The sequence below is a fragment of the Microcoleus sp. B4-C1 genome (assembly GCF_036705285.1).
Classification (GTDB): Bacteria; Cyanobacteriota; Cyanobacteriia; order Cyanobacteriales; family Microcoleaceae; genus Microcoleus.
Genome location: NZ_JAUBUC010000004.1, coordinates 102,339 through 123,727 on the forward strand (window position 1 = coordinate 102,339; position 21,389 = coordinate 123,727).

Here is a 21,389-nt window from a genome sequence, read left to right on the forward strand (position 1 = left end):
TTTTATATTGCAATCAACCTAAACCCCTACCAGGGATTGAAACATCAAAATAAAACATGGGACGTTCCTTTATCATAGAATTGCAATCAACCTAAACCCCTACCAGGGATTGAAACCAGTGAAAGTAGCCAAAACAGCATAAGAAGCACATTGCAATCAACCTAAACCCCTACCAGGGATTGAAACTTGTGACAAGTTTCGCAATAATAATTACCTTCAGATTGCAATCAACCTAAACCCCTACCAGGGATTGAAACGAAATTCAAGATTTAATGTTTGCACAGGCTGCAATTGCAATCAACCTAAACCCCTACCAGGGATTGAAACCCTCTAATTCCTTCATCCTCATCAATGCTTGCACATTGCAATCAACCTAAACCCCTACCAGGGATTGAAACACCGATGTGGCTAGCAAAGCTATCAGGGTAGCGGATGATTGCAATCAACCTAAACCCCTACCAGGGATTGAAACTCACAAAGTTGATGATGAAATAATGGTGCATCCGCATTTCCATGATTGCAATCAACCTAAACCCCTACCAGGGATTGAAACACGCGCTTGAATACACACTCACTCATTCCACACCATTGCAATCAACCTAAACCCCTACCAGGGATTGAAACTATGTATGCTAAGCAAACAAAATGGATGGCAAAGATTGCAATCAACCTAAACCCCTACCAGGGATTGAAACATTGGTACTATAAATGGCCCTTCCAAAGGGTATTATTGCAATCAACCTAAACCCCTACCAGGGATTGAAACACCAGGAAGTCGGGTACGTTGCATAGTTACTTCCAATTGCAATCAACCTAAACCCCTACCAGGGATTGAAACAAGCCCTACTTCTCACCCATCACGGCACTGCCCTCGATTGCAATCAACCTAAACCCCTACCAGGGATTGAAACATTTTCGCAAGAATGTATACTGGGTAAGGGTTTCAGATTGCAATCAACCTAAACCCCTACCAGGGATTGAAACGTAGAACTAGGCTCGCTTGCTTGTTGGTATCCTATAATTGCAATCAACCTAAACCCCTACCAGGGATTGAAACGCGATTATGAGCCGATGATTAATGTCAAAAAAATCAAATTGCAATCAACCTAAACCCCTACCAGGGATTGAAACAATAATCCTGCCTTTGACAAATCGTTTGAGATTATTGCAATCAACCTAAACCCCTACCAGGGATTGAAACACGGTCATCCAACCAATCCATCACCATTAATTCATTGCAATCAACCTAAACCCCTACCAGGGATTGAAACACATTTTAATTAATTTAATAGCAAGCTGTTAACACTAAATTGCAATCAACCTAAACCCCTACCAGGGATTGAAACAAAAATCACGTCAATCGTTTACGCTGGGCCGATCCAATTGCAATCAACCTAAACCCCTACCAGGGATTGAAACTAAAAGTCTAGCAAGTTTTTTCTTACGAATGTGAGATTGCAATCAACCTAAACCCCTACCAGGGATTGAAACCAATTTCAGCACTCATTTATTTATCCTAGTAACATTGCAATCAACCTAAACCCCTACCAGGGATTGAAACAGAGGCAACAACGGAGCTGGCAACTTGTGAGAAATTGCAATCAACCTAAACCCCTACCAGGGATTGAAACACGGCGGTGCTCATTGGAATGGGTAGCGAGTGCTATTGCAATCAACCTAAACCCCTACCAGGGATTGAAACGCTCAAACCTACGGGCATTTAATCAACCGTCCAAAATTGCAATCAACCTAAACCCCTACCAGGGATTGAAACCTTGCTGCCTAGTAGTTAAAATTTTTACCGTTAGATTGCAATCAACCTAAACCCCTACCAGGGATTGAAACCTCTGTAACCCTTGACAGTTACCTGTAAGTTACTTATATTGCAATCAACCTAAACCCCTACCAGGGATTGAAACATTACCACACCATCTAAACCTGGTAACATACCAATTGCAATCAACCTAAACCCCTACCAGGGATTGAAACGGTTTGTGCAAGTACGCGAGATTTATCTATGGCGTGGATTGCAATCAACCTAAACCCCTACCAGGGATTGAAACGCGAAAAGAAGTGAAAGCACTGCCTAAGCAAGTCACATTGCAATCAACCTAAACCCCTACCAGGGATTGAAACGTTGAGGAATCCGGCGATCGAATCTTCCCGAATCTTGATTGCAATCAACCTAAACCCCTACCAGGGATTGAAACCTCTCCCTGGTTTTGCCACATACCGAAAATCGGATTGCAATCAACCTAAACCCCTACCAGGGATTGAAACTACGGCAACTCGCTTACGACTGCTTGCTTACCGATGAAATTGCAATCAACCTAAACCCCTACCAGGGATTGAAACCATCAGTTTCTATCCGCAAGATTAGAGCTGGCAATTGCAATCAACCTAAACCCCTACCAGGGATTGAAACGTAACCCTTGGTAATTTACACCTGCACTGTGCAGCAGTAGCTTAAATTGCAATCAACCTAAACCCCTACCAGGGATTGAAACGCAATTTGAGTAATTGAGGCGGTAAGCGTGTTCAGATTGCAATCAACCTAAACCCCTACCAGGGATTGAAACCACTGGGAGCCGACTGGGGGCATTGCGCTGTGGCTATTGCAATCAACCTAAACCCCTACCAGGGATTGAAACGCGAAAAACAAATTGCAGACTTGCGATCGCAACTCGATTGCAATCAACCTAAACCCCTACCAGGGATTGAAACAATTAGAGAAACAGCACCAACACCAGCAAGCCCAAATTGCAATCAACCTAAACCCCTACCAGGGATTGAAACAAGGAGTTGGCATGAAAAAATCACACATTCGCAAAAATTGCAATCAACCTAAACCCCTACCAGGGATTGAAACCAATGAGCATCCATAATTATCCTTGATGTTGTTGTTATTGCAATCAACCTAAACCCCTACCAGGGATTGAAACATTGCGCCACCCAGACCCCAAGGAGTAATTACATTAATCTATTGCAATCAACCTAAACCCCTACCAGGGATTGAAACTTCCCTCCAAGATTTTCTGAACTGCTTTGACCGTGAATTGCAATCAACCTAAACCCCTACCAGGGATTGAAACCCAATCAATCGCAAACCAGCAGTAGTTTTAAGTTCAAATTGCAATCAACCTAAACCCCTACCAGGGATTGAAACAAGGCAGAGGCTGCTATCACTTATGCAATCACTGCATTGCAATCAACCTAAACCCCTACCAGGGATTGAAACTTAAAGTTTTCTTTTTGATGAATTCATTCAACTCTGGCAGATTGCAATCAACCTAAACCCCTACCAGGGATTGAAACTTAAACTCCGCATTAACTCCATAAAAAGCAGCATTGCAATCAACCTAAACCCCTACCAGGGATTGAAACCACCTACCACCACCTAATCTCAATGACAATTTAATTGCAATCAACCTAAACCCCTACCAGGGATTGAAACTTACCACTGTAGTTAAATCCATCATTGTCGGGTACATTGCAATCAACCTAAACCCCTACCAGGGATTGAAACCAGTCGATGATCGAGGATTTACCTGATTTGCTGGATTGCAATCAACCTAAACCCCTACCAGGGATTGAAACATCAGCATCGGGATAAAAATCAACAGTACGCACTCCTGACATTGCAATCAACCTAAACCCCTACCAGGGATTGAAACACCGCCACTAACCAGCACTTGTTGGATACTTGGAATTGCAATCAACCTAAACCCCTACCAGGGATTGAAACTTTGATAGCCTTGTGAGCACAGGTAACAAATCCTTCAATTGCAATCAACCTAAACCCCTACCAGGGATTGAAACGTCGAACTTGGTATTATCAAATGTGATATTCGAGATAATTGCAATCAACCTAAACCCCTACCAGGGATTGAAACTTGATAATTTGGGGACCGGAATCCTGAGTAGCAAGAATTGCATTGCAATCAACCTAAACCCCTACCAGGGATTGAAACAGCCAATCAATTTTATCCTGGCACTCTTCCATTATAGGATACTCCAAAATTGCAATCAACCTAAACCCCTACCAGGGATTGAAACCTCGCTCAAGAATACATTAAGGATGTCGCTGGGTCATTGCAATCAACCTAAACCCCTACCAGGGATTGAAACAAAATGGGAATTGTATCAGTTGCGGATTGAACAACATTGCAATCAACCTAAACCCCTACCAGGGATTGAAACCTTTTGGTATTAAAACTGGTGCTACGGCCGCAGAATTGCAATCAACCTAAACCCCTACCAGGGATTGAAACAGCAGAGGTTCTAAGTGCTACAAAACACTAACACCAAAATTGCAATCAACCTAAACCCCTACCAGGGATTGAAACGTGGCAAAGAATTAAGTTAATTTATTGCGATTAGCATTGCAATCAACCTAAACCCCTACCAGGGATTGAAACCCATTTATTAGCGATATCGTTCCAATTAAGCGTGAATTGCAATCAACCTAAACCCCTACCAGGGATTGAAACAAGGCAGAGACTGCTATCACTTGCAATCACTTAATTGCAATCAACCTAAACCCCTACCAGGGATTGAAACTTCGGGGCGATCGCCGACCATCCAGCAGTCTGCAATTTCTAAAATTGCAATCAACCTAAACCCCTACCAGGGATTGAAACACTAGCGCCTGCTGTTTTTTTCTTGTCTCCTATATAATTGCAATCAACCTAAACCCCTACCAGGGATTGAAACAAAAATAATTGAGCCATTAGTTCAATTATTAATATTGCAATCAACCTAAACCCCTACCAGGGATTGAAACCAAAGCTCAATGCTGACGGTGAGGAAATTGGAGAGAATTGCAATCAACCTAAACCCCTACCAGGGATTGAAACCGATTGCCACTTAAATCCCTTACGAGATAAAGCAGATTTATTGCAATCAACCTAAACCCCTACCAGGGATTGAAACCGATCGCCAAGCGGACAGCTTATGGCTCACCCGCAATTGCAATCAACCTAAACCCCTACCAGGGATTGAAACTTTGAGTTAGTTTGTATCCAAAAAGACGCGAAACACAAGAATTGCAATCAACCTAAACCCCTACCAGGGATTGAAACTTGAATGTCCTCTGCCGGACGGGCTGGCGGCTATATTGCAATCAACCTAAACCCCTACCAGGGATTGAAACGTTTCCCCAGACATTAAGATGCCGCCAGACTTGGATTGCAATCAACCTAAACCCCTACCAGGGATTGAAACTTATAGCTCTGGCGGTTTTGCCCGAGTAAATATCATTGCAATCAACCTAAACCCCTACCAGGGATTGAAACTTCTGTGCAATCTGTGACGGCTGCTGAGTGTGACTAATTGCAATCAACCTAAACCCCTACCAGGGATTGAAACCTAGAGCAACTTTCAATTTCTCTAAATACTCCAACTCTATTGCAATCAACCTAAACCCCTACCAGGGATTGAAACATGGGGGGTTATTCCCACCTAAAACTGCATCAAATTGCAATCAACCTAAACCCCTACCAGGGATTGAAACTTTGCTGCTGGCTTGGCTCCTTGGGCTGCTCGTACTGATTGCAATCAACCTAAACCCCTACCAGGGATTGAAACCTTTGTAGGGGGTTTCGGTAAAAGTAATCCAGCCAATATTGCAATCAACCTAAACCCCTACCAGGGATTGAAACTGCACGTAACAACCTATTACCCCAGACCACAAAAATTGCAATCAACCTAAACCCCTACCAGGGATTGAAACTTACTCGGCGAACCGAGTACATAGGCAAAAATCGTCGCTAATTGCAATCAACCTAAACCCCTACCAGGGATTGAAACTCAATTTCGCGAATTCTAGGATTTTCAGCGATCGGGCATTGCAATCAACCTAAACCCCTACCAGGGATTGAAACAAAGTTGGATCAATCAAAAACAATTTGTAAATTATTGCAATCAACCTAAACCCCTACCAGGGATTGAAACACAGTGGTATTCCAGAAATTACTTTGTACTTCAAATTGCAATCAACCTAAACCCCTACCAGGGATTGAAACAAATATCGTAAATTGTTTGGGTTTTTCGCTGCGGTTCCATTGCAATCAACCTAAACCCCTACCAGGGATTGAAACATGCCAAGCATTTTTGGCAAGAGGTAGAAAAAAAAATTGCAATCAACCTAAACCCCTACCAGGGATTGAAACTCTCCAAAATTTCCAAAATCAGGATCTGATATTGGATTGCAATCAACCTAAACCCCTACCAGGGATTGAAACTGACGCCCATATCTTGTAGTAGTGAGCAAATTTCGATTGCAATCAACCTAAACCCCTACCAGGGATTGAAACTTCAATTACTAATTGTAAACTTTTACCCTCTTCATTGCAATCAACCTAAACCCCTACCAGGGATTGAAACCAGGCTCCCATGTACTTGCCTCGCTGGCTATTGGATTGCAATCAACCTAAACCCCTACCAGGGATTGAAACTTTGAAAACAGGTAGCCATAAAACACTGACGTTTAGATTGCAATCAACCTAAACCCCTACCAGGGATTGAAACTTCACTGTGTACAAGTGCAGTAGCGGTTACTTTTGCATTGCAATCAACCTAAACCCCTACCAGGGATTGAAACATCGAGATTATCCATCAAAAGAACTTTAACACTGGCGAATTGCAATCAACCTAAACCCCTACCAGGGATTGAAACCAAAAAATAGCCGTAGCTCAAATCGCCTGCAATCAAATTGCAATCAACCTAAACCCCTACCAGGGATTGAAACAATGCGGGTATCTTCGGTGATCATTTTCAACTCCTAATTGCAATCAACCTAAACCCCTACCAGGGATTGAAACGCCGTGCCAGCAGCAAATCGCGCTAGGCATCCATGCGAAATTGCAATCAACCTAAACCCCTACCAGGGATTGAAACTAAACATGATGCGATTAAAACAGGACGTAACAAATTGCAATCAACCTAAACCCCTACCAGGGATTGAAACCGCAATTCACAATTAGGGGTCAAACTTTTCAGCTTATTGCAATCAACCTAAACCCCTACCAGGGATTGAAACCTAAAATCCAGTCAGCAGGGTAGGTCAGTAAGGATGCATTGCAATCAACCTAAACCCCTACCAGGGATTGAAACTATGGGCGATTGTTGTGGGGTAATTCAAAAATCAAATATTGCAATCAACCTAAACCCCTACCAGGGATTGAAACATGAAATACGCGGCCGGATTGTGCCAAAGCCAAATTGCAATCAACCTAAACCCCTACCAGGGATTGAAACCGGACACTTTATCCACTAACTTACGAAGCTCAGATTGCAATCAACCTAAACCCCTACCAGGGATTGAAACAGACACTTTACCCCTTGTTAAGGGGACTCAAGATATTGCAATCAACCTAAACCCCTACCAGGGATTGAAACACAGTCGCAGGAATTATCAACCGTTGGGTAGCCATCTGGATTGCAATCAACCTAAACCCCTACCAGGGATTGAAACAGACTTTACGAATTTTTTACATATCAAAGTACAGATTGCAATCAACCTAAACCCCTACCAGGGATTGAAACACGACACGAGCGCCAGCGGCGAGGGGCTGAACTATTATTGCAATCAACCTAAACCCCTACCAGGGATTGAAACCCACGCTCCCGCAAGCAGGGGACAGAATCACGGCGCAATTGCAATCAACCTAAACCCCTACCAGGGATTGAAACCAGTTCAGAACGCATTTTTTGGATCAACTCTATAGAATTGCAATCAACCTAAACCCCTACCAGGGATTGAAACGCCTGAGACTGACGAATATATCGAGTCGATCGTGTATTGCAATCAACCTAAACCCCTACCAGGGATTGAAACACGGGATTTATGCACTAGAAACTGAGGACAATTTTGAATTGCAATCAACCTAAACCCCTACCAGGGATTGAAACGCAGAAACTCATTAACTATCAGTTTGTTTGGCAGAATTGCAATCAACCTAAACCCCTACCAGGGATTGAAACGTGATACAAATATACACCCCATCAAAATCGCAATAGCTACACCCATTGCAATCAACCTAAACCCCTACCAGGGATTGAAACGTGATACAAATGGCTGAAAGGTATACAGGGCAAATTGCAATCAACCTAAACCCCTACCAGGGATTGAAACGGTGTCAATCCGTAGCCCCTCGTCACCTTTTTTTCCATTGCAATCAACCTAAACCCCTACCAGGGATTGAAACAAAATTCTTGATTACCAGCGGCACATCTTCGGAAGCCGAAAACAACCTAAAACCCTATCAGGGATTGAAACGCATCCACTCTTTTTGGGCGTCGTTGAGTATCATGCCGAAAACAACCTAAAACCCTATCAGGGATTGAAACTGCAGCACCCTTGCGGCTAATCTTTAAATTATAGGCCGAAAACAACCTAAAACCCTATCAGGGATTGAAACAGAAGGTCAAGGCGAACAATTAAAAGCTTTGGTTCGCCGAAAACAACCTAAAACCCTATCAGGGATTGAAACATCATCCAGTCGAGATAATGCTTGGCGAGAGTTGCGCCGAAAACAACCTAAAACCCTATCAGGGATTGAAACGCCTTTGATTTCTCTCTGAACAGCGTCATACCTTTGCCGAAAACAACCTAAAACCCTATCAGGGATTGAAACGGTTTGTGCGAGTACCCGTGATTTGTCGATCGCGTGCCGAAAACAACCTAAAACCCTATCAGGGATTGAAACCAGCTTACAAAGCAATTGATTCTTAAGTTTCTTGCCGAAAACAACCTAAAACCCTATCAGGGATTGAAACACTGCTAGCCCGCCTTGCCAACCCTTCAGCGTTGATGGCCGGAAACAACCTAAAACCCTATCAGGGATTGAAACCATCACTGAAGCCCACACAAACTTTACTCCAGCAGCTTCGCCGGAATCAACCTAAAACCCTATCAGAGATTGAAACTTTCGGAAGTATTCACCAGAGGAGGAGACAGGAAGAAAGAGGGTATTCATCTCCTGACTCCTGACTCCTGACTCCTTCTTCGCCGGAAACAAGTTTACTTCCAACACTTGTCACAGCACAGGCAGTGGTCATAGATAATCTCACATTTGATAAAAGTGGTCGGATTCAGGAATTGATTCAAACAGCACGGTGTAGACTATTATATTTACGCCCATACTCTCCAGAGTTTAACAAAATTGAACAAAGAAGAGTCTTGGCTAAAAAATCAAATTCGCAAACATCTTGATGAGTTTGATTGCTTACATTTTGGCCACCCTTGGATGTCTTGCGCTTTGCATCCTAACACGGGCAGTTGCTATATGTGATTTCCCAGATTATTCAGTTGAGAAAATACCAAAATCATGACCAATCAAACAACTTCTCCACTCCTACTGAGCCCCTTCAAAATCGGAGATTTACCCTTAAAAAACCGGGTAGTCATGGCACCCCTAACGAGATCCAGAGCCGGTGAAGCGCGGATGCCCAACGCCTTGATGACAGAGTATTACACTCAGCGAGCCTCCGCTGGTTTAATCATTACAGAAGCCACAGTAGTTTCTACTCAAGGTAATGGTTGGCTCAATACGCCCGGTATTTATTCAGACGAGCAAGGCGAAGCTTGGAAACAAATTGTGACTGCGGTTCATGCCCACCAAACACCGATTTTCATGCAGCTTTGGCACACCGGGCGGGCTTCCCACAGCAGTTTTCATCAAAACAATCAATTGCCAGTTGCAGCCTCTGCCATCAAAATAAACGGAGAAGGCATTCATACTCCTCTAGGCAAACAACCCTACGAAACTCCCCGTGCTCTAGAAACCCATGAAATCTCCCTGGTTGTAGAAGATTATCGCAAAGCGGCGGAACGAGCAAAAATGGCAGGTTTTGACGGTGTAGAAATTCACGCGGCAAACGGCTATCTCATTGACACATTCCTGCAAACCAAAACCAATCATCGCACTGATTCCTATGGCGGCACAGTTGAAAACCGTTACCGTTTTCTTAAGGAAATTGTAGAGGCGATTATCACAGTATTTCCGGCAAACCGAGTCGGAGTTAGACTTTCTCCCAACGGTAATTTCAATGATATGGGTTCTCCCACTTATCGAGAAGATTTTCTGTATTTCGCAGGGCAGTTAAATGCCTATAATTTAGCTTACCTTCACTTGGTGGACGGTTTGGCTTTTGGTTTTCATGAATTGGGAACGCCGATGATGATAGGAGAGTTTCGCGATGTGTTTGCAGGGCCGCTCGTCGGCAACTGCGGATATACTCAAGAACAAGCTGAAACGGCTCTGAGCAGCCAAGTTGCGGATTTAATAGCTTTTGGTCGAGATTTTATCAGCAATCCTGACTTGGTAGAGCGTTTTACTAATGGTTGGCCGCTCAATCCGCCGGCTGAAATGGGCGTCTGGTATTCTTTTGGGCCTGAAGGTTATATCGATTTCCCTAGATATCAGGAATCGGCCGCTATTTCTTAGTTGAGTTGGTTGGGGCGGGTTTATCAATAAATACCCAGTATGTGCATCATAGATAATGGTGAACTCGCCCCAACGGGATTTATAGTTAATTCACACAAGTAGGAGTGGGAGTAGAAACGATATTTAATTGTCATCGCCGGTTGAGATCGAGAACGTTTCCCCATATCCTAATAACCATAGGGTACTTTAAAACATCCAAGCTGCTAGCTCAGCGTTTGAGTGCCTGAAAATAATCAATAGCGGAAGCGCTTTTAACAAGATGGCACAAAATCACAAATCAACGGTTATCATCACCGGCGCTTCCTCCGGCGTCGGTTTGTACGGCGCGAAAGCTCTCGCAGACAAGGGATGGCACGTAGTCATGGCCTGTCGGGACGTGCGGAAAGCCGGAGACGCCGCCCGCGAGTTGGGCATACCTGAAGGCAGTTTCTCCATCATGGAGATTGACTTGGGCGATTTGGAAAGCGTGCGCCGATTTGCTCGGGCATTTAAGGCAAGCGGCAGGCCTCTGGACGCTTTGGTGTGCAACGCGGCCATTTATATGCCTTTGATTAAGGAACCGCTGCGGAGCCCGGAGGGTTACGAGTTGACGATGACTACCAATCACCTGGGTCATTTCCTGCTGTGCAACCTGATGATGGAAAATATGAAGCCTTCCTATTATTCCGATGCCAGAATCGTGATTTTGGGAACCGTGACTCACAATCCAGACGAGTTGGGCGGGAAGATTCCGCCGCGCCCGGATTTAGGCAAGTTTGAGGGTTTTGAAGCGGGTTTCAAAGACCCGATTTCGATGGTTGATGGCAAGAAGTTTGAACCGGTCAAGGCTTACAAAGATAGCAAAGTTTGCAACGTGCTGACGATGCGGGAATTGCACCGCCGTTTTCATGAATCCACGGGGATTACTTTCACTTCGCTGTATCCGGGATGCGTTGCGGATACGCCGCTGTTCCGCAACCACTATCCTTTGTTTCAGAAGCTGTTCCCGCTGTTTCAGAAGAATATCACCGGCGGTTACGTGTCGCAGGAGTTGGCGGGCGAAAGGCTGGCGATGGTGGTTGCTGATCCAGAATACAAGCAATCTGGGGCTTATTGGAGTTGGGGGAACCGCCAGAAAAAAGATGGTAAGTCTTTTGTACAGAAGGTTTCTCCCCAGGCCCGCGATGATGAAAAAGGCGAGCGGATGTGGGAGTTGAGTGCTAAGTTGGTGGGATTGACTGACGGGGCTCAAATGGGTGCTGCGGCTGGTGCGGGCCACTCTGCATAATTCATAGTTAGAAACCCCCTTGATCACAGGGCGGTTGAAACGGCGTCTACGCACAGGATGTGGGTAGACGCTGACTCAATAATAAAGTCGGATTTGGGATGATGCACCAAAATCAAAGAAACCGGGTTTTTTAGTGGCTCTGCGGGTTGTAACTCACATCTTGCACTATTCTTAAGAACAGGCAAGATGCCTATTCCACAAAAGATGAATTTTATTGTGGAACAGGCATCTTGCCTGTTCATAAAAAGATTATTGAGAATGGTGCAATATCTCAGTTGTAGCGCGTTTCTGGTTTACCCTGGCGTCCAGGACTCTTCTGGTCGCTGCATTACCATGAAAGCGTAGGTTTTGCAACCAAAAAAATTTGGTTTTTTTTACCGTTTACGATCGACTTACAGGATATTTTTTCGGATAATCACCCGATTGAAGCGTAAGTCTTGGGAAATGAACAGCCGTCGATCGACCTTTTGGTTTGTAGCCGTCGCCGAAACTGTGGTCTGGGACGGCTGTTTCCTTTTTTGCTGTTAAGATTGATTTTTACTTGAGGGTGCTGACTTCCTGAAAATATTTTCCCCCACTTAAGCGAGATAATAATTATATCCTATGGCTGGTCCCTCACAAAAACTATTTTTACTCGCTGGAATTTTTGGGTTAGTTTTGTTGGCAAAACCAGCAAAAACATCCGCTAGCACAGTTGAAATTTTGACCTCAAATGTTGAGGATTTGGCAGCAGTTAGCAGCGCAGGCGACACTAATCTTGACAGTCGCGAAGACTTAGCCACGGCTGACGAGAAGACGCATTTACCCGCTGAATCAGAACACTCGGTGGCGGCGGAAACTCCCGACTTACCGCCATCCTCGGCAAATTCAGTCGATGTGACATCTTACACCATTCTCAAGAACAGGCAAGATGCCTGTTCCACAACGAGTGAGTTTGATTGTGGGGTGGGCATCGTGCCCGCCGGTACAAGGCTGATTGACAATGGTGCAACATCTCAGCCCGTTAGCGAAGCCCTCGGAGAGGATCGCACATTCAGCACAAAAACTCCAGAAACCGAGCTTTTTAACTCAGATCAAAAGCTAGAAGAAAATATTGACCGACAAAAAATTGATTTGGGTATCGATCGACCTTTGCAACTAAGCCAACTGCCCAACCCAATTCTGCCCAGAGAGCCGGAATTACCTGCACCAACAGCACCGGAACCTCCCCCGCCATCTCCCCTCCAACCAACCCCGCTAACACCTGTTCCCGGCGATGATAGACCGGGGATTATGGGTACAATTAGGGTCGATCGCTTTGAATTTGAGGGCAACACAGCTTTTAGCGATCGCGAACTCGCAGAAGTTACGCAACAGTTTGCGGGCCGCGAAATCACCTTTGCCGAACTGATCGCAGCCGAAGCAGCCGTTACTCAAAAATATGTAGCCGCCGGATACATCAATTCCGGCGCTGTAATTCCCGCCAACCAAACCTTTCCGAGAGAAGGAGGTGTGGTGAAAATGCGGATTGTAGAAGGCGGATTAGATGAAATTGTGATTACTGGAAACAGGCGCTTAAATTCAAATTACGTGCGATCGCGCCTAGAACGCGCCACCAGACGGCCCCTCAACCGATCTCGGTTGCTGGAAGCCTTGCAAATGCTGCAACTAGACCCCTTAATTGGCAATATTTCCGCCGAATTGCAAGCCGGAAGCCGCCCGGAAAACAGCCGATTAGAAGTGCGCGTCAAAGAAGCAGACAGCTTTAGCGCTGAAGTGTTCGCAGACAACAATCGATCGCCCAGCGTCGGCAGTTTTCGGCGCGGTGTTCGCATCAATCAAGCAAATTTGCTCGGTTTGGGCGACGGATTAGAGGTATCTTATGCTAACACCGACGGCAGCAATGAATTCAACGGCAGCTACACAGTCCCCGTCAACGCGCGCAACGGCACGATTGGGTTGGCTGCGAGTGCTGCTAGCACCAATATCATCGAGGAACCGTTTGATGCTGCTGAAATTGAGGGGAAATCGCGGACTTACGAATTAACTTACCGCCAGCCGATTGTCGAAAAGCCCGATCGCACTTTGGCTTTGGGACTAAGTTTTTCGCGGCAAGAAAGCGATACATTCCTGTCAGGGGAACGATTTGCGCTTTCGGCGGGAGCAAATGAGCGCGGCGAAACGCGGGTTTCGGCTGTGCGGTTTTTTCAAGAATACGTGCAGCGGAGTTCCAGCCAAGTGTTCGCGGCGCGATCGCAGTTTTCCCTCGGCACTAATCTGTTCGGCGCTACTGCGAACGATAGCGGCCCTGACAGCAGTTTTCTGGCGTGGCGCGGACAAGCCCAATACGTGCGGCTGTTAGCGCCAGAAACCTTGCTGATAGTGCGTTCAGACATTCAATTAGCCGATCGCCCGCTGCTTTCCCTCGAACAAATTGGGATCGGTGGCGTTCAAAGCGTGCGCGGATACCGCCAAGATTTGCTGTTAACTGATAGCGGTGCGATCGCGTCTGCTGAAGTGCGAATTCCGGTTTGGCGTGTCCCGGAAGTCGAAGGATTGTTGCAAGTGGCTCCGTTTATCGATTTTGGGCTAGGGTGGAACCAGTCGGAGGAAAAGCCGAATCCTGAGTCGGATAAACTTCTGGGTGCGGGTTTGGGCTTAGTTTGGCAGATGGGCGATCGGTTGAATGTGCGTTTAGACTATGGTATTCCTTTGATAAATGCTCGATCGGGCGATCGAACTTTGCAGGAAAAAGGCCTATACTTTCGGATTAATTACTTTGCTTTCTAGCTAATTCTGTCGGCGATTAAAGTCGTCTAATCGCGACAGTCCTTAACCGAGGACTAAATATAGGTTAGCTAATATCAATTCCGGTTTCATTGGAATGATTAAACCGCAGAGGACACAGAGAACACAGAGTCAGAGAACAGAGAGATAAATAATTGCGATGCTACCGGATTTGATATAATTCCCTGCTCTCCTTCAATCTAAAATCTAAAATCTAAAATCTAGTTAACCAAAGAGGGCTTGTCTTATGGTTCAGACAAAAACTAAACTAACATTTGCAGACTTCCTGCAAAATTACCCAGACGGATCGGGCATCTACGAACTTGTAAAGGGAGAGATTGTCAAAGTGGAAGCAACCAGAGCTCATAAAAATGTGGCACGATTTCTAGTATTTGGCTTTAACGATGAAATCAGGCGCTTGGGACTTGACTATATCGTTGACAAAGATATAGTTTTCAGAACTGTCACAGCTTCAGGACAAGAACAAGGCAGAAATCCTGATGTTGGCGTGGTTAAGGCATCAGTATGGAACAGTAATGTACGTGGCTACGGAGCCCTTACCGAACCTATCCAATTAGCAGTAGAAGTTACCTCAACTAACTGGGAAGACGACTATGTTGATAAGCTAGACGAGTATCAAAGGCTCGGCATTTGTGAGTATTGGATTGTGGACTATTTAGCGATCGCTTCTAGGGCTTATCTAGGAAATCCCAAAATTCCCACAGTTTTCGTTTACTCGTTGGAAAATGGCAGTTATTTAGTTCAAAGTTTTACAGGTAATGAGCGCATTATCTCTAAAACTTTTCCCGAACTAGAAATCACAGTCGAGCAACTTGTACTCAGCAGCCAAATTCAAAACATTTAGAGAAACGAGATGAGATTACCTCGATAAATTTTATCCTGGAAAGAGTGTTTTTATGCCTCCCGTCCATTACTCTTTACTATTTTCACCATTCTCAAGAACAGGCAAGATGCCTGTTCCACAAAGAGTAGATTTTATTGTGGGGAGTAGGGGTTGGGCATTTTGGCCGCCCGTAAGTTATTCCCTACTGTTTGTTTTCTTATTGCTATTTCCCTCGAAAACCTTTGCCCAAATCATTCCCGATAATACCCTGGGCCCGGAAAGTTCGCGCACAGTTCCCGATACTATCAATAACATACCCTCAGATAGAATCACTGGCGGTGCAACTCGCGGCGTTAACCTATTTCACAGCTTGCGCGAATTTAACATCCGTGAAGGGCGGGGAGCTTATTTTGAAAATCCCAGCGGAATTACCAACATCTTCACCCGCGTTACGGGCCCAAACTCTTCAAATATTTTAGGAACTCTGGGAGTTTTAGGCAACGGCAACTTATTTTTAATTAACCCAAAAGGAATTATATTCGGGCCGAATGCGCGGTTAGATTTGCGCGGTTCGTTTATCGGTTTAACGGCTGACAGTATTGTGTTTAATAACGGCTTTGAATTCAGCAGCACAAACCCGCAAACATCCCCGCTGTTAACCGTTAATATTCCCGTTGGTTTAAGATTTAGAGACAATCCCGGTGCAATTGTCAACCAATCGACGGCTTTAGGAAAGGTAAACCTGCCAGCCTCTGCTGTGCCCATCCCGATTAGCGATCGAGTTGGTTTAGCAGTAGAACCAGGTCAAACTTTAGCACTCATTGGCGGCGATATCCAACTTCAAGGCGGCAATTTAACCGCCAGCGGCGGACAAATTTTACTCGGTAGCGCAACGAGTCCCGGTTTAGTTAATTTTGCAATGACAGCGGGGGAAAAGGGAAATTTAACTTTAAATTATGACAATATTCAAAACTTCGGCAATATTCAAATATCCGATGGCTCACTTATCAACACTAGCGGAATCGGTGGTGGCCGAATAGAGTTAAAAGGTGGAAATGTCGCCCTCAGCAATGCGCGACTTTATGGGCTGACACTGGGAAATATTGATGGTAGAGGTATCGATATCAGCGCTCAAAAGTTGCGAGTGGAAAACGGCACGCAATTTTCTACTTTGACTCTAGGAGATGGTGCAGGAGGTAATATCAACTTGCGCGCTGCTGATTCTGTAGAAATGAGCGGGCTGGGAGTTGATGGCTATCAACAAGTTGTAATTAAGTATCTGGTATCGGGAACCGCAGACCCCTTTGACCCCCTATTTGTGCTGTTTAATGCTAGTGCTGGTGCTGGTTCGGGGGGGAATATTACGATCGACACTGGCCGCCTGCTCTTCAACAATGGCGTAGTAGGTAGCGGTATCACTTTTGGCGGTGGAAGGGGCGGCAATTTAATCATTCGCGCCAATACTTTTGAGATGGTAGGTTCTGGAATTAACAACGGGACGGCTAAAGAAAGTACCGGTGCGGGAGGAAGTATTAGTGTTGATGTCAATCGATTAATTATGCGCGACGGTTCTCTTCTAGGTACCACAAGCTACAGCAGTGGCCCGTCGGGGAATATCAACATTAAAGCTGCTGAATCAGTAGAATTGTCTAACACCGGCCCGAGAACTGTTGTGTCAACTGGAATCAGCACGCTGAGTATCGGTTCTAACGGAAGGGCGGGGAATATTAACGTTGATACGAAGCGGTTGACTCTCTCTGATGGTTCTGCTTTTACTTTAGGAACGGGTGTTTTAATTGGCAGGTTTTTGTTTTCTCAGGAGGGCGGGCCTGCGGGAAATTTAACTGTTAGGGCTAGTGAATCAGTAGAAATTTCTGGTATTTCCCAAGTTTTGACCAGCGGAATTCAGAATGCTAGCGCGCTGACTTCTGGAACTTTGAGTTCGAGTCGGGGCGGGGATATTCGGATTGATACGCCCAGCCTGACTGTGCGGGATGGGGGGATAGTTTCTACGAGTTCTTTGGGCTCTGGAGATGTGGGGAATATTACTGTTAATGCCGATCGCATTTCAGTCAGCGGCAGCGGAAATAATGGTTTGTTTGTCAGTACAATTGATGCTTCCGTGGGCAAGATATTTGGTACTAATCCTAATGCTACAGCAAATGCCGGTTCGTTGAATCTGAATGCCGATCGACTAATTGTCAGAGATGGAGCTACAGTCACGGTGCAGGCTACGGGAACCGGACGCGCTGGTAATATCAATATTGTCGCAAATTCGATCGCTCTTGATAACAAAGCGAGTATTGACGGTACGACTGTATCCGGTACTGGAGCAAATATTAACCTGCAAGCGCGAGACATCCAATTGCGCCGCAACAGCCAAATTACCACCGATGCAGGCACTTCTGACGGCGGCAATATCAACATCAACAGCAACATTCTTGTCGCCCTCCCGCAAGAAAACAGCGACATCACAGCCAACGCCCGCACAGCAGGCGGCGGCCGCGTCAATATCAATGTCCCCAATGTTTTCGGCTTTACAGCAGCGAGTCGCGAACAAGTCAGAAACAGATTGGGGATCAGTGACGCCGAATTTGCAGCGTTGCAAGTAAGTCCTACATCTCTGCTTAATAGCAGCGACATCGCCGCGATTTCCCAAAGTGGTGGCCCGGCGTTGCAAGGAGCCGTAACATTTAGTTCTGTTGGAGTTAATCCTGTTCAAGGTTTAGTGGAACTGCAGCAAAATGTGGTCAATCCGGCTGCGTTAATTGCGGCAAATCCCTGCATCCAAGGGGCCGACAACGAGTTTACTGTGACTGGTCGGGGGGGAGTGCCACCGAGTCCTAATGAAGTTCTCAGCAGCGCTCCCTCGCCGTTTCCGTGGGTGGAACCAGCGGTAGGTGAAAGTCAGCAAGTAGAAAGCCAAAGAACAGCCATAGAAATTCGGCCAAGAGAAATTATGCCCGCTCAAGGTTGGGTAATGGACGATCGAGGACAAGTGACGCTGGTAGCCTATAATGCTGGTGGTGTTGCATCTCTTCGCAGTCCGAAACCGACGGGTGTTTGCGTACCTCAATAAGTAATCTTCACGTTTTAGCTAATCCCTCGCTATTTTTATAATATTAAATTAACCACACTTCAAAGATGCAGCGCCAATCTTCCGCCCTATTTTTTGTATTTTTACTGCTGTTTCCTTTCCCCGCCGTCGCTCAATTTGTCCCCGATAATAGCTTGGGAACAGAAAGTTCGCGCACAGTTCCCGACACGATTAATAACTTACCATCGGACAGAATAGAAGGCGGTGCAACTCGCGGAGTAAATTTATTTCATAGTTTCCAAGAATTTAACATCCGTGAAGGGCGGGGAGCATATTTTGCCAGTCCTAACGGGATTGCCAACATCTTCACCCGCGTTACTGGTGGCAACCCTTCTAATATTTTAGGAACTCTGGGAGTTTTGGGAAACAGTAACTTGTTTTTAATTAACCCCAAAGGAATTGTCTTTGGCCCCAATGCTCGGTTAGATTTGCGCGGCTCATTTATTGGATCTACTGGTAGCGGCGTTCTCTTTGATAATGGGTTTGAATTTAGTGCAGCTAATTCTAATGCAGTGCCATTGTTAGCGATTAATATTCCTGTGGGTTTAAGATTTAGAGAAAATCCCGGCACAATTGTTAACTCTTCCCAAGCAATCGGCCCCACACCAACCTTACCGCCCTTGCCCGTAGAAATTCCTGTTTCTAACAAACTTGGTTTAGCAGTAGACCCCGGCCAAACTTTAGCATTAATTGGCGGAGACATTCAAATCCCAGGTGGAATTTTAACAGCTTATACCGGACAAATATTACTGGGAAGTGTGAAAAGTCCAGGTTTAGTGCAATTTGAGCCAACAGCTTTAGGTCTGAATTTAAACTACGGAAATATTCAGAACTTCGGCAATATAGAAATGAACGGTGCATTGATAAATACCAGTGGATTAGGAGGTGGAAAAATTGACATCCGAGGTGGGAATGTCACCGTCAGTAGTTCGGGAATTTATAGCCTAACACTGGGAAATATTGATGGTAGAGGCATTGACATCAATGCTCAAAATTTGGGAGTAGATAGAGGGTCACAAATTTTCACCCCGACAGTGGGAGATGGCAAGGGGAGTGATATCAACCTCCACGCTACTGACTCATTACAAATGAGTGGGCTGGGAATTCAGGGCTATCAGAAGCTTTACAACCAATATTTGACTTCAGGAACAGTCAACCCTTTTGACCCGCAAATTGTTATGAACTCTGGTACCGTTGGCAGGGGAGCCGCCGGAGACATTAACATTCACACTGGACGGCTACTGCTGCGCGATGGAGTGGTTGGCGGTACCGCCACCCTGGGTGCAGGAAATGGCGGAAATCTGAATATCCGCGCCAACACGGTGGAGTTTGTCAGTTCCTTGTTAAACAACGAAACAACAAAGGTAAGTACCGGTCAAGGCGGAAACATCAATCTTGAAGCACAGCGGTTAATCATGCGCGATGGTAGCTATCTCCTCAGCCTCAGCCGTAGTAATAGAGCATCAGGGAATATCGTCATTAAAACGAATGAATCTGTAGAATTGTCGGGAGGAATCCCTGGAACTACAACGCAAACTATAATTGGCACTACCACTGCCAATGGGAATGGGAAAGCCGGAGATATTACGATTGAAACTAAACGATTGACTGTTTCTAATGGAGCCGGAATTGCTTTATCCACGGGTGCGAATATTGGCGAATCCGTGCGCTCTACGAGTGGAGGCCCAGGAGGAAATTTAACTGTGAGAGCTTCAGAGTCAATAGAAGCGATTGGCGTTTCTGGAGTTTTGGGCACTGCGGGTTTCGCACCTAGTGGTTTTTCCACTCAAACTTTTAGCTCTGCTCCAGGTGGAGATATCCACCTCTCGACACCAAAACTGACTTTGCGGGATGGGGGAATAATTACGGCTGCTTCTTTGGGTGCAGCAGATGCGGGAAATATTACAATTGATGCCGAACGCTTAGAAGTACAAGGACTTGGGAATAACGGTCGCTTCAGGAGTAGAATTGAAGCTTCGGCTGGCAGTACATCTATCTTTGTCAATCCTAATGCTACGGCGAATGCCGGTTCGTTAAATTTGAATGTTAATCAATTGATTATCAGAGATGGGGCAACGGTGAATGTTCAGGCTTTGGGAACGGGAAGGGCTGGAAATATTAATGTTATAGCTAACTCAATTGCCTTGGATAATAAAGCTAGTATTGACGGTACAACTGACTCTGGCGGGGGTGGAAATATTAATATCAGGGCGCAAGATGTACAGTTGCGGCGCGGTAGCAGAATTACAACGGATGCAGGTATTTCTGACGGTGGAAATATCAAAATTAATAGCGATATTTTGGTAGCTATACCAAGAGAAAATAGCGATATTACAGCTAACGCTCGCACAGCTAGAGGTGGTCAAGTTACGGTCAATGTACCAAATATCTTTGGCTTTACAAGCCTTAACCGCGACCAAGCTATAAGTAGTTTAGGACTGACTGATGCTGAATTTGCGGCCTTACAAGTAAGTCCTACATCTTTAATTCCTACCAGCGATATTGCGGCGATTTCCCAAAGTAGCGGCCCGGCTTTGCAAGGTACTGTAACATTTAGTTCTTCTGGAGTGAATCCGGCTCAAGGTTTAGTGGAACTGCCACAAAATGTGGTGAATCCGGCTGCTTTAATTGCGGCAAATCCCTGCATCCAAGGAGCCGAGAGCGAGTTTACAGCTACCGGGAAAGGAGGAGTGCCACTCAGTCCTAATGATGTCCTCAGCAGCCCTCTATCGCCGTTGCCTTGGGTGGAACCAGCGGTAGGTGGAAGTCAGCAAGTAGAAAGCCCAAGAGCATCCATAGAAATTCGACCAACAGAAATTATTCCCGCTCAAGGTTGGGTAATAGATGAGCAAGGAAAAGTAACGCTGGTAGCGTATAATTCAAGTAATGGTGCATCTCTTCGCAGTCCGAAACCGACGGGTGTTTGCGTACCTCAATAGGTACTCTTCAGTTTTTAGCTAACCCGT

General features: G+C 45.5%; 9 protein-coding genes and 1 CRISPR repeat array (1 of these 10 only partly in view). Of the genes, 8 read left to right on the forward strand and 1 reads right to left on the reverse strand.

Annotation, left to right across the window (positions count from 1 at the left end; all coding sequences use genetic code 11):
- Positions 1-8,929: a CRISPR direct-repeat array (repeat unit 37 nt; unit sequence ATTGCAATCAACCTAAACCCCTACCAGGGATTGAAAC) (it extends 434 nt beyond the left edge of the window).
- A 124-nt stretch (positions 8,930-9,053) separates the two neighbouring features.
- The 3 genes from QUB26_RS02820 to QUB26_RS02830 all read left to right on the forward strand — a co-directional run bounded on the left by QUB26_RS02820 (position 9,054) and on the right by QUB26_RS02830 (position 11,716).
- The gene (locus tag QUB26_RS02820) at positions 9,054-9,215 is read left to right on the forward strand and encodes a transposase (RefSeq protein ID WP_333239195.1); all 162 of its coding nucleotides are present in this window, start codon (positions 9,054-9,056) and stop codon (positions 9,213-9,215) included.
- Positions 9,216-9,330: 115 nt separating this feature from the next.
- Positions 9,331-10,449 (forward strand): alkene reductase, encoded by a 1,119-nt coding sequence (locus QUB26_RS02825; protein ID WP_333316478.1) that lies wholly within the window; start codon positions 9,331-9,333, stop codon positions 10,447-10,449.
- A gap of 259 nt (positions 10,450-10,708) precedes the next feature.
- Entirely contained in the window at positions 10,709-11,716 is a 1,008-nt protein-coding gene (locus QUB26_RS02830) for a protochlorophyllide reductase (protein WP_333239199.1), read from the forward strand.
- Positions 11,717-11,739: 23 nt separating this feature from the next.
- Here the strand turns inward: QUB26_RS02830 and QUB26_RS02835 are convergent, their stop codons facing one another.
- Positions 11,740-11,901: a hypothetical protein gene (locus QUB26_RS02835; protein ID WP_333302891.1), complete on the reverse strand. Its 162-nt coding sequence runs from the start codon at positions 11,899-11,901 to the stop codon at positions 11,740-11,742.
- A gap of 1 nt (position 11,902) precedes the next feature.
- Between QUB26_RS02835 and QUB26_RS02840 the strand changes: the two genes are divergently transcribed.
- The 5 genes from QUB26_RS02840 to QUB26_RS02860 all read left to right on the forward strand — a co-directional run bounded on the left by QUB26_RS02840 (position 11,903) and on the right by QUB26_RS02860 (position 21,362).
- Positions 11,903-12,061 carry a hypothetical protein gene (locus tag QUB26_RS02840; protein WP_333302889.1) on the forward strand — a complete coding sequence of 53 codons (159 nt, stop codon included), beginning with the start codon at positions 11,903-11,905 and terminating at the stop codon, positions 12,059-12,061.
- A 258-nt stretch (positions 12,062-12,319) separates the two neighbouring features.
- Positions 12,320-14,485: a ShlB/FhaC/HecB family hemolysin secretion/activation protein gene (locus tag QUB26_RS02845; protein WP_333316480.1), complete on the forward strand. Its 2,166-nt coding sequence runs from the start codon at positions 12,320-12,322 to the stop codon at positions 14,483-14,485.
- A 244-nt stretch (positions 14,486-14,729) separates the two neighbouring features.
- Positions 14,730-15,347 (forward strand): Uma2 family endonuclease, encoded by a 618-nt coding sequence (locus tag QUB26_RS02850; RefSeq protein WP_333316482.1) that lies wholly within the window; start codon positions 14,730-14,732, stop codon positions 15,345-15,347.
- 106 nt (positions 15,348-15,453) lie between these two features.
- The gene (locus QUB26_RS02855; RefSeq protein ID WP_333316484.1) at positions 15,454-18,405 is read left to right on the forward strand and encodes an S-layer family protein; all 2,952 of its coding nucleotides are present in this window, start codon (positions 15,454-15,456) and stop codon (positions 18,403-18,405) included.
- Between the two features lie 65 nt (positions 18,406-18,470).
- A complete protein-coding gene (locus tag QUB26_RS02860; protein WP_333316486.1) occupies positions 18,471-21,362 on the forward strand; it encodes a two-partner secretion domain-containing protein in 2,892 nt (963 codons plus the stop codon).
- Positions 21,363-21,389: the final 27 nt, after the last annotated feature.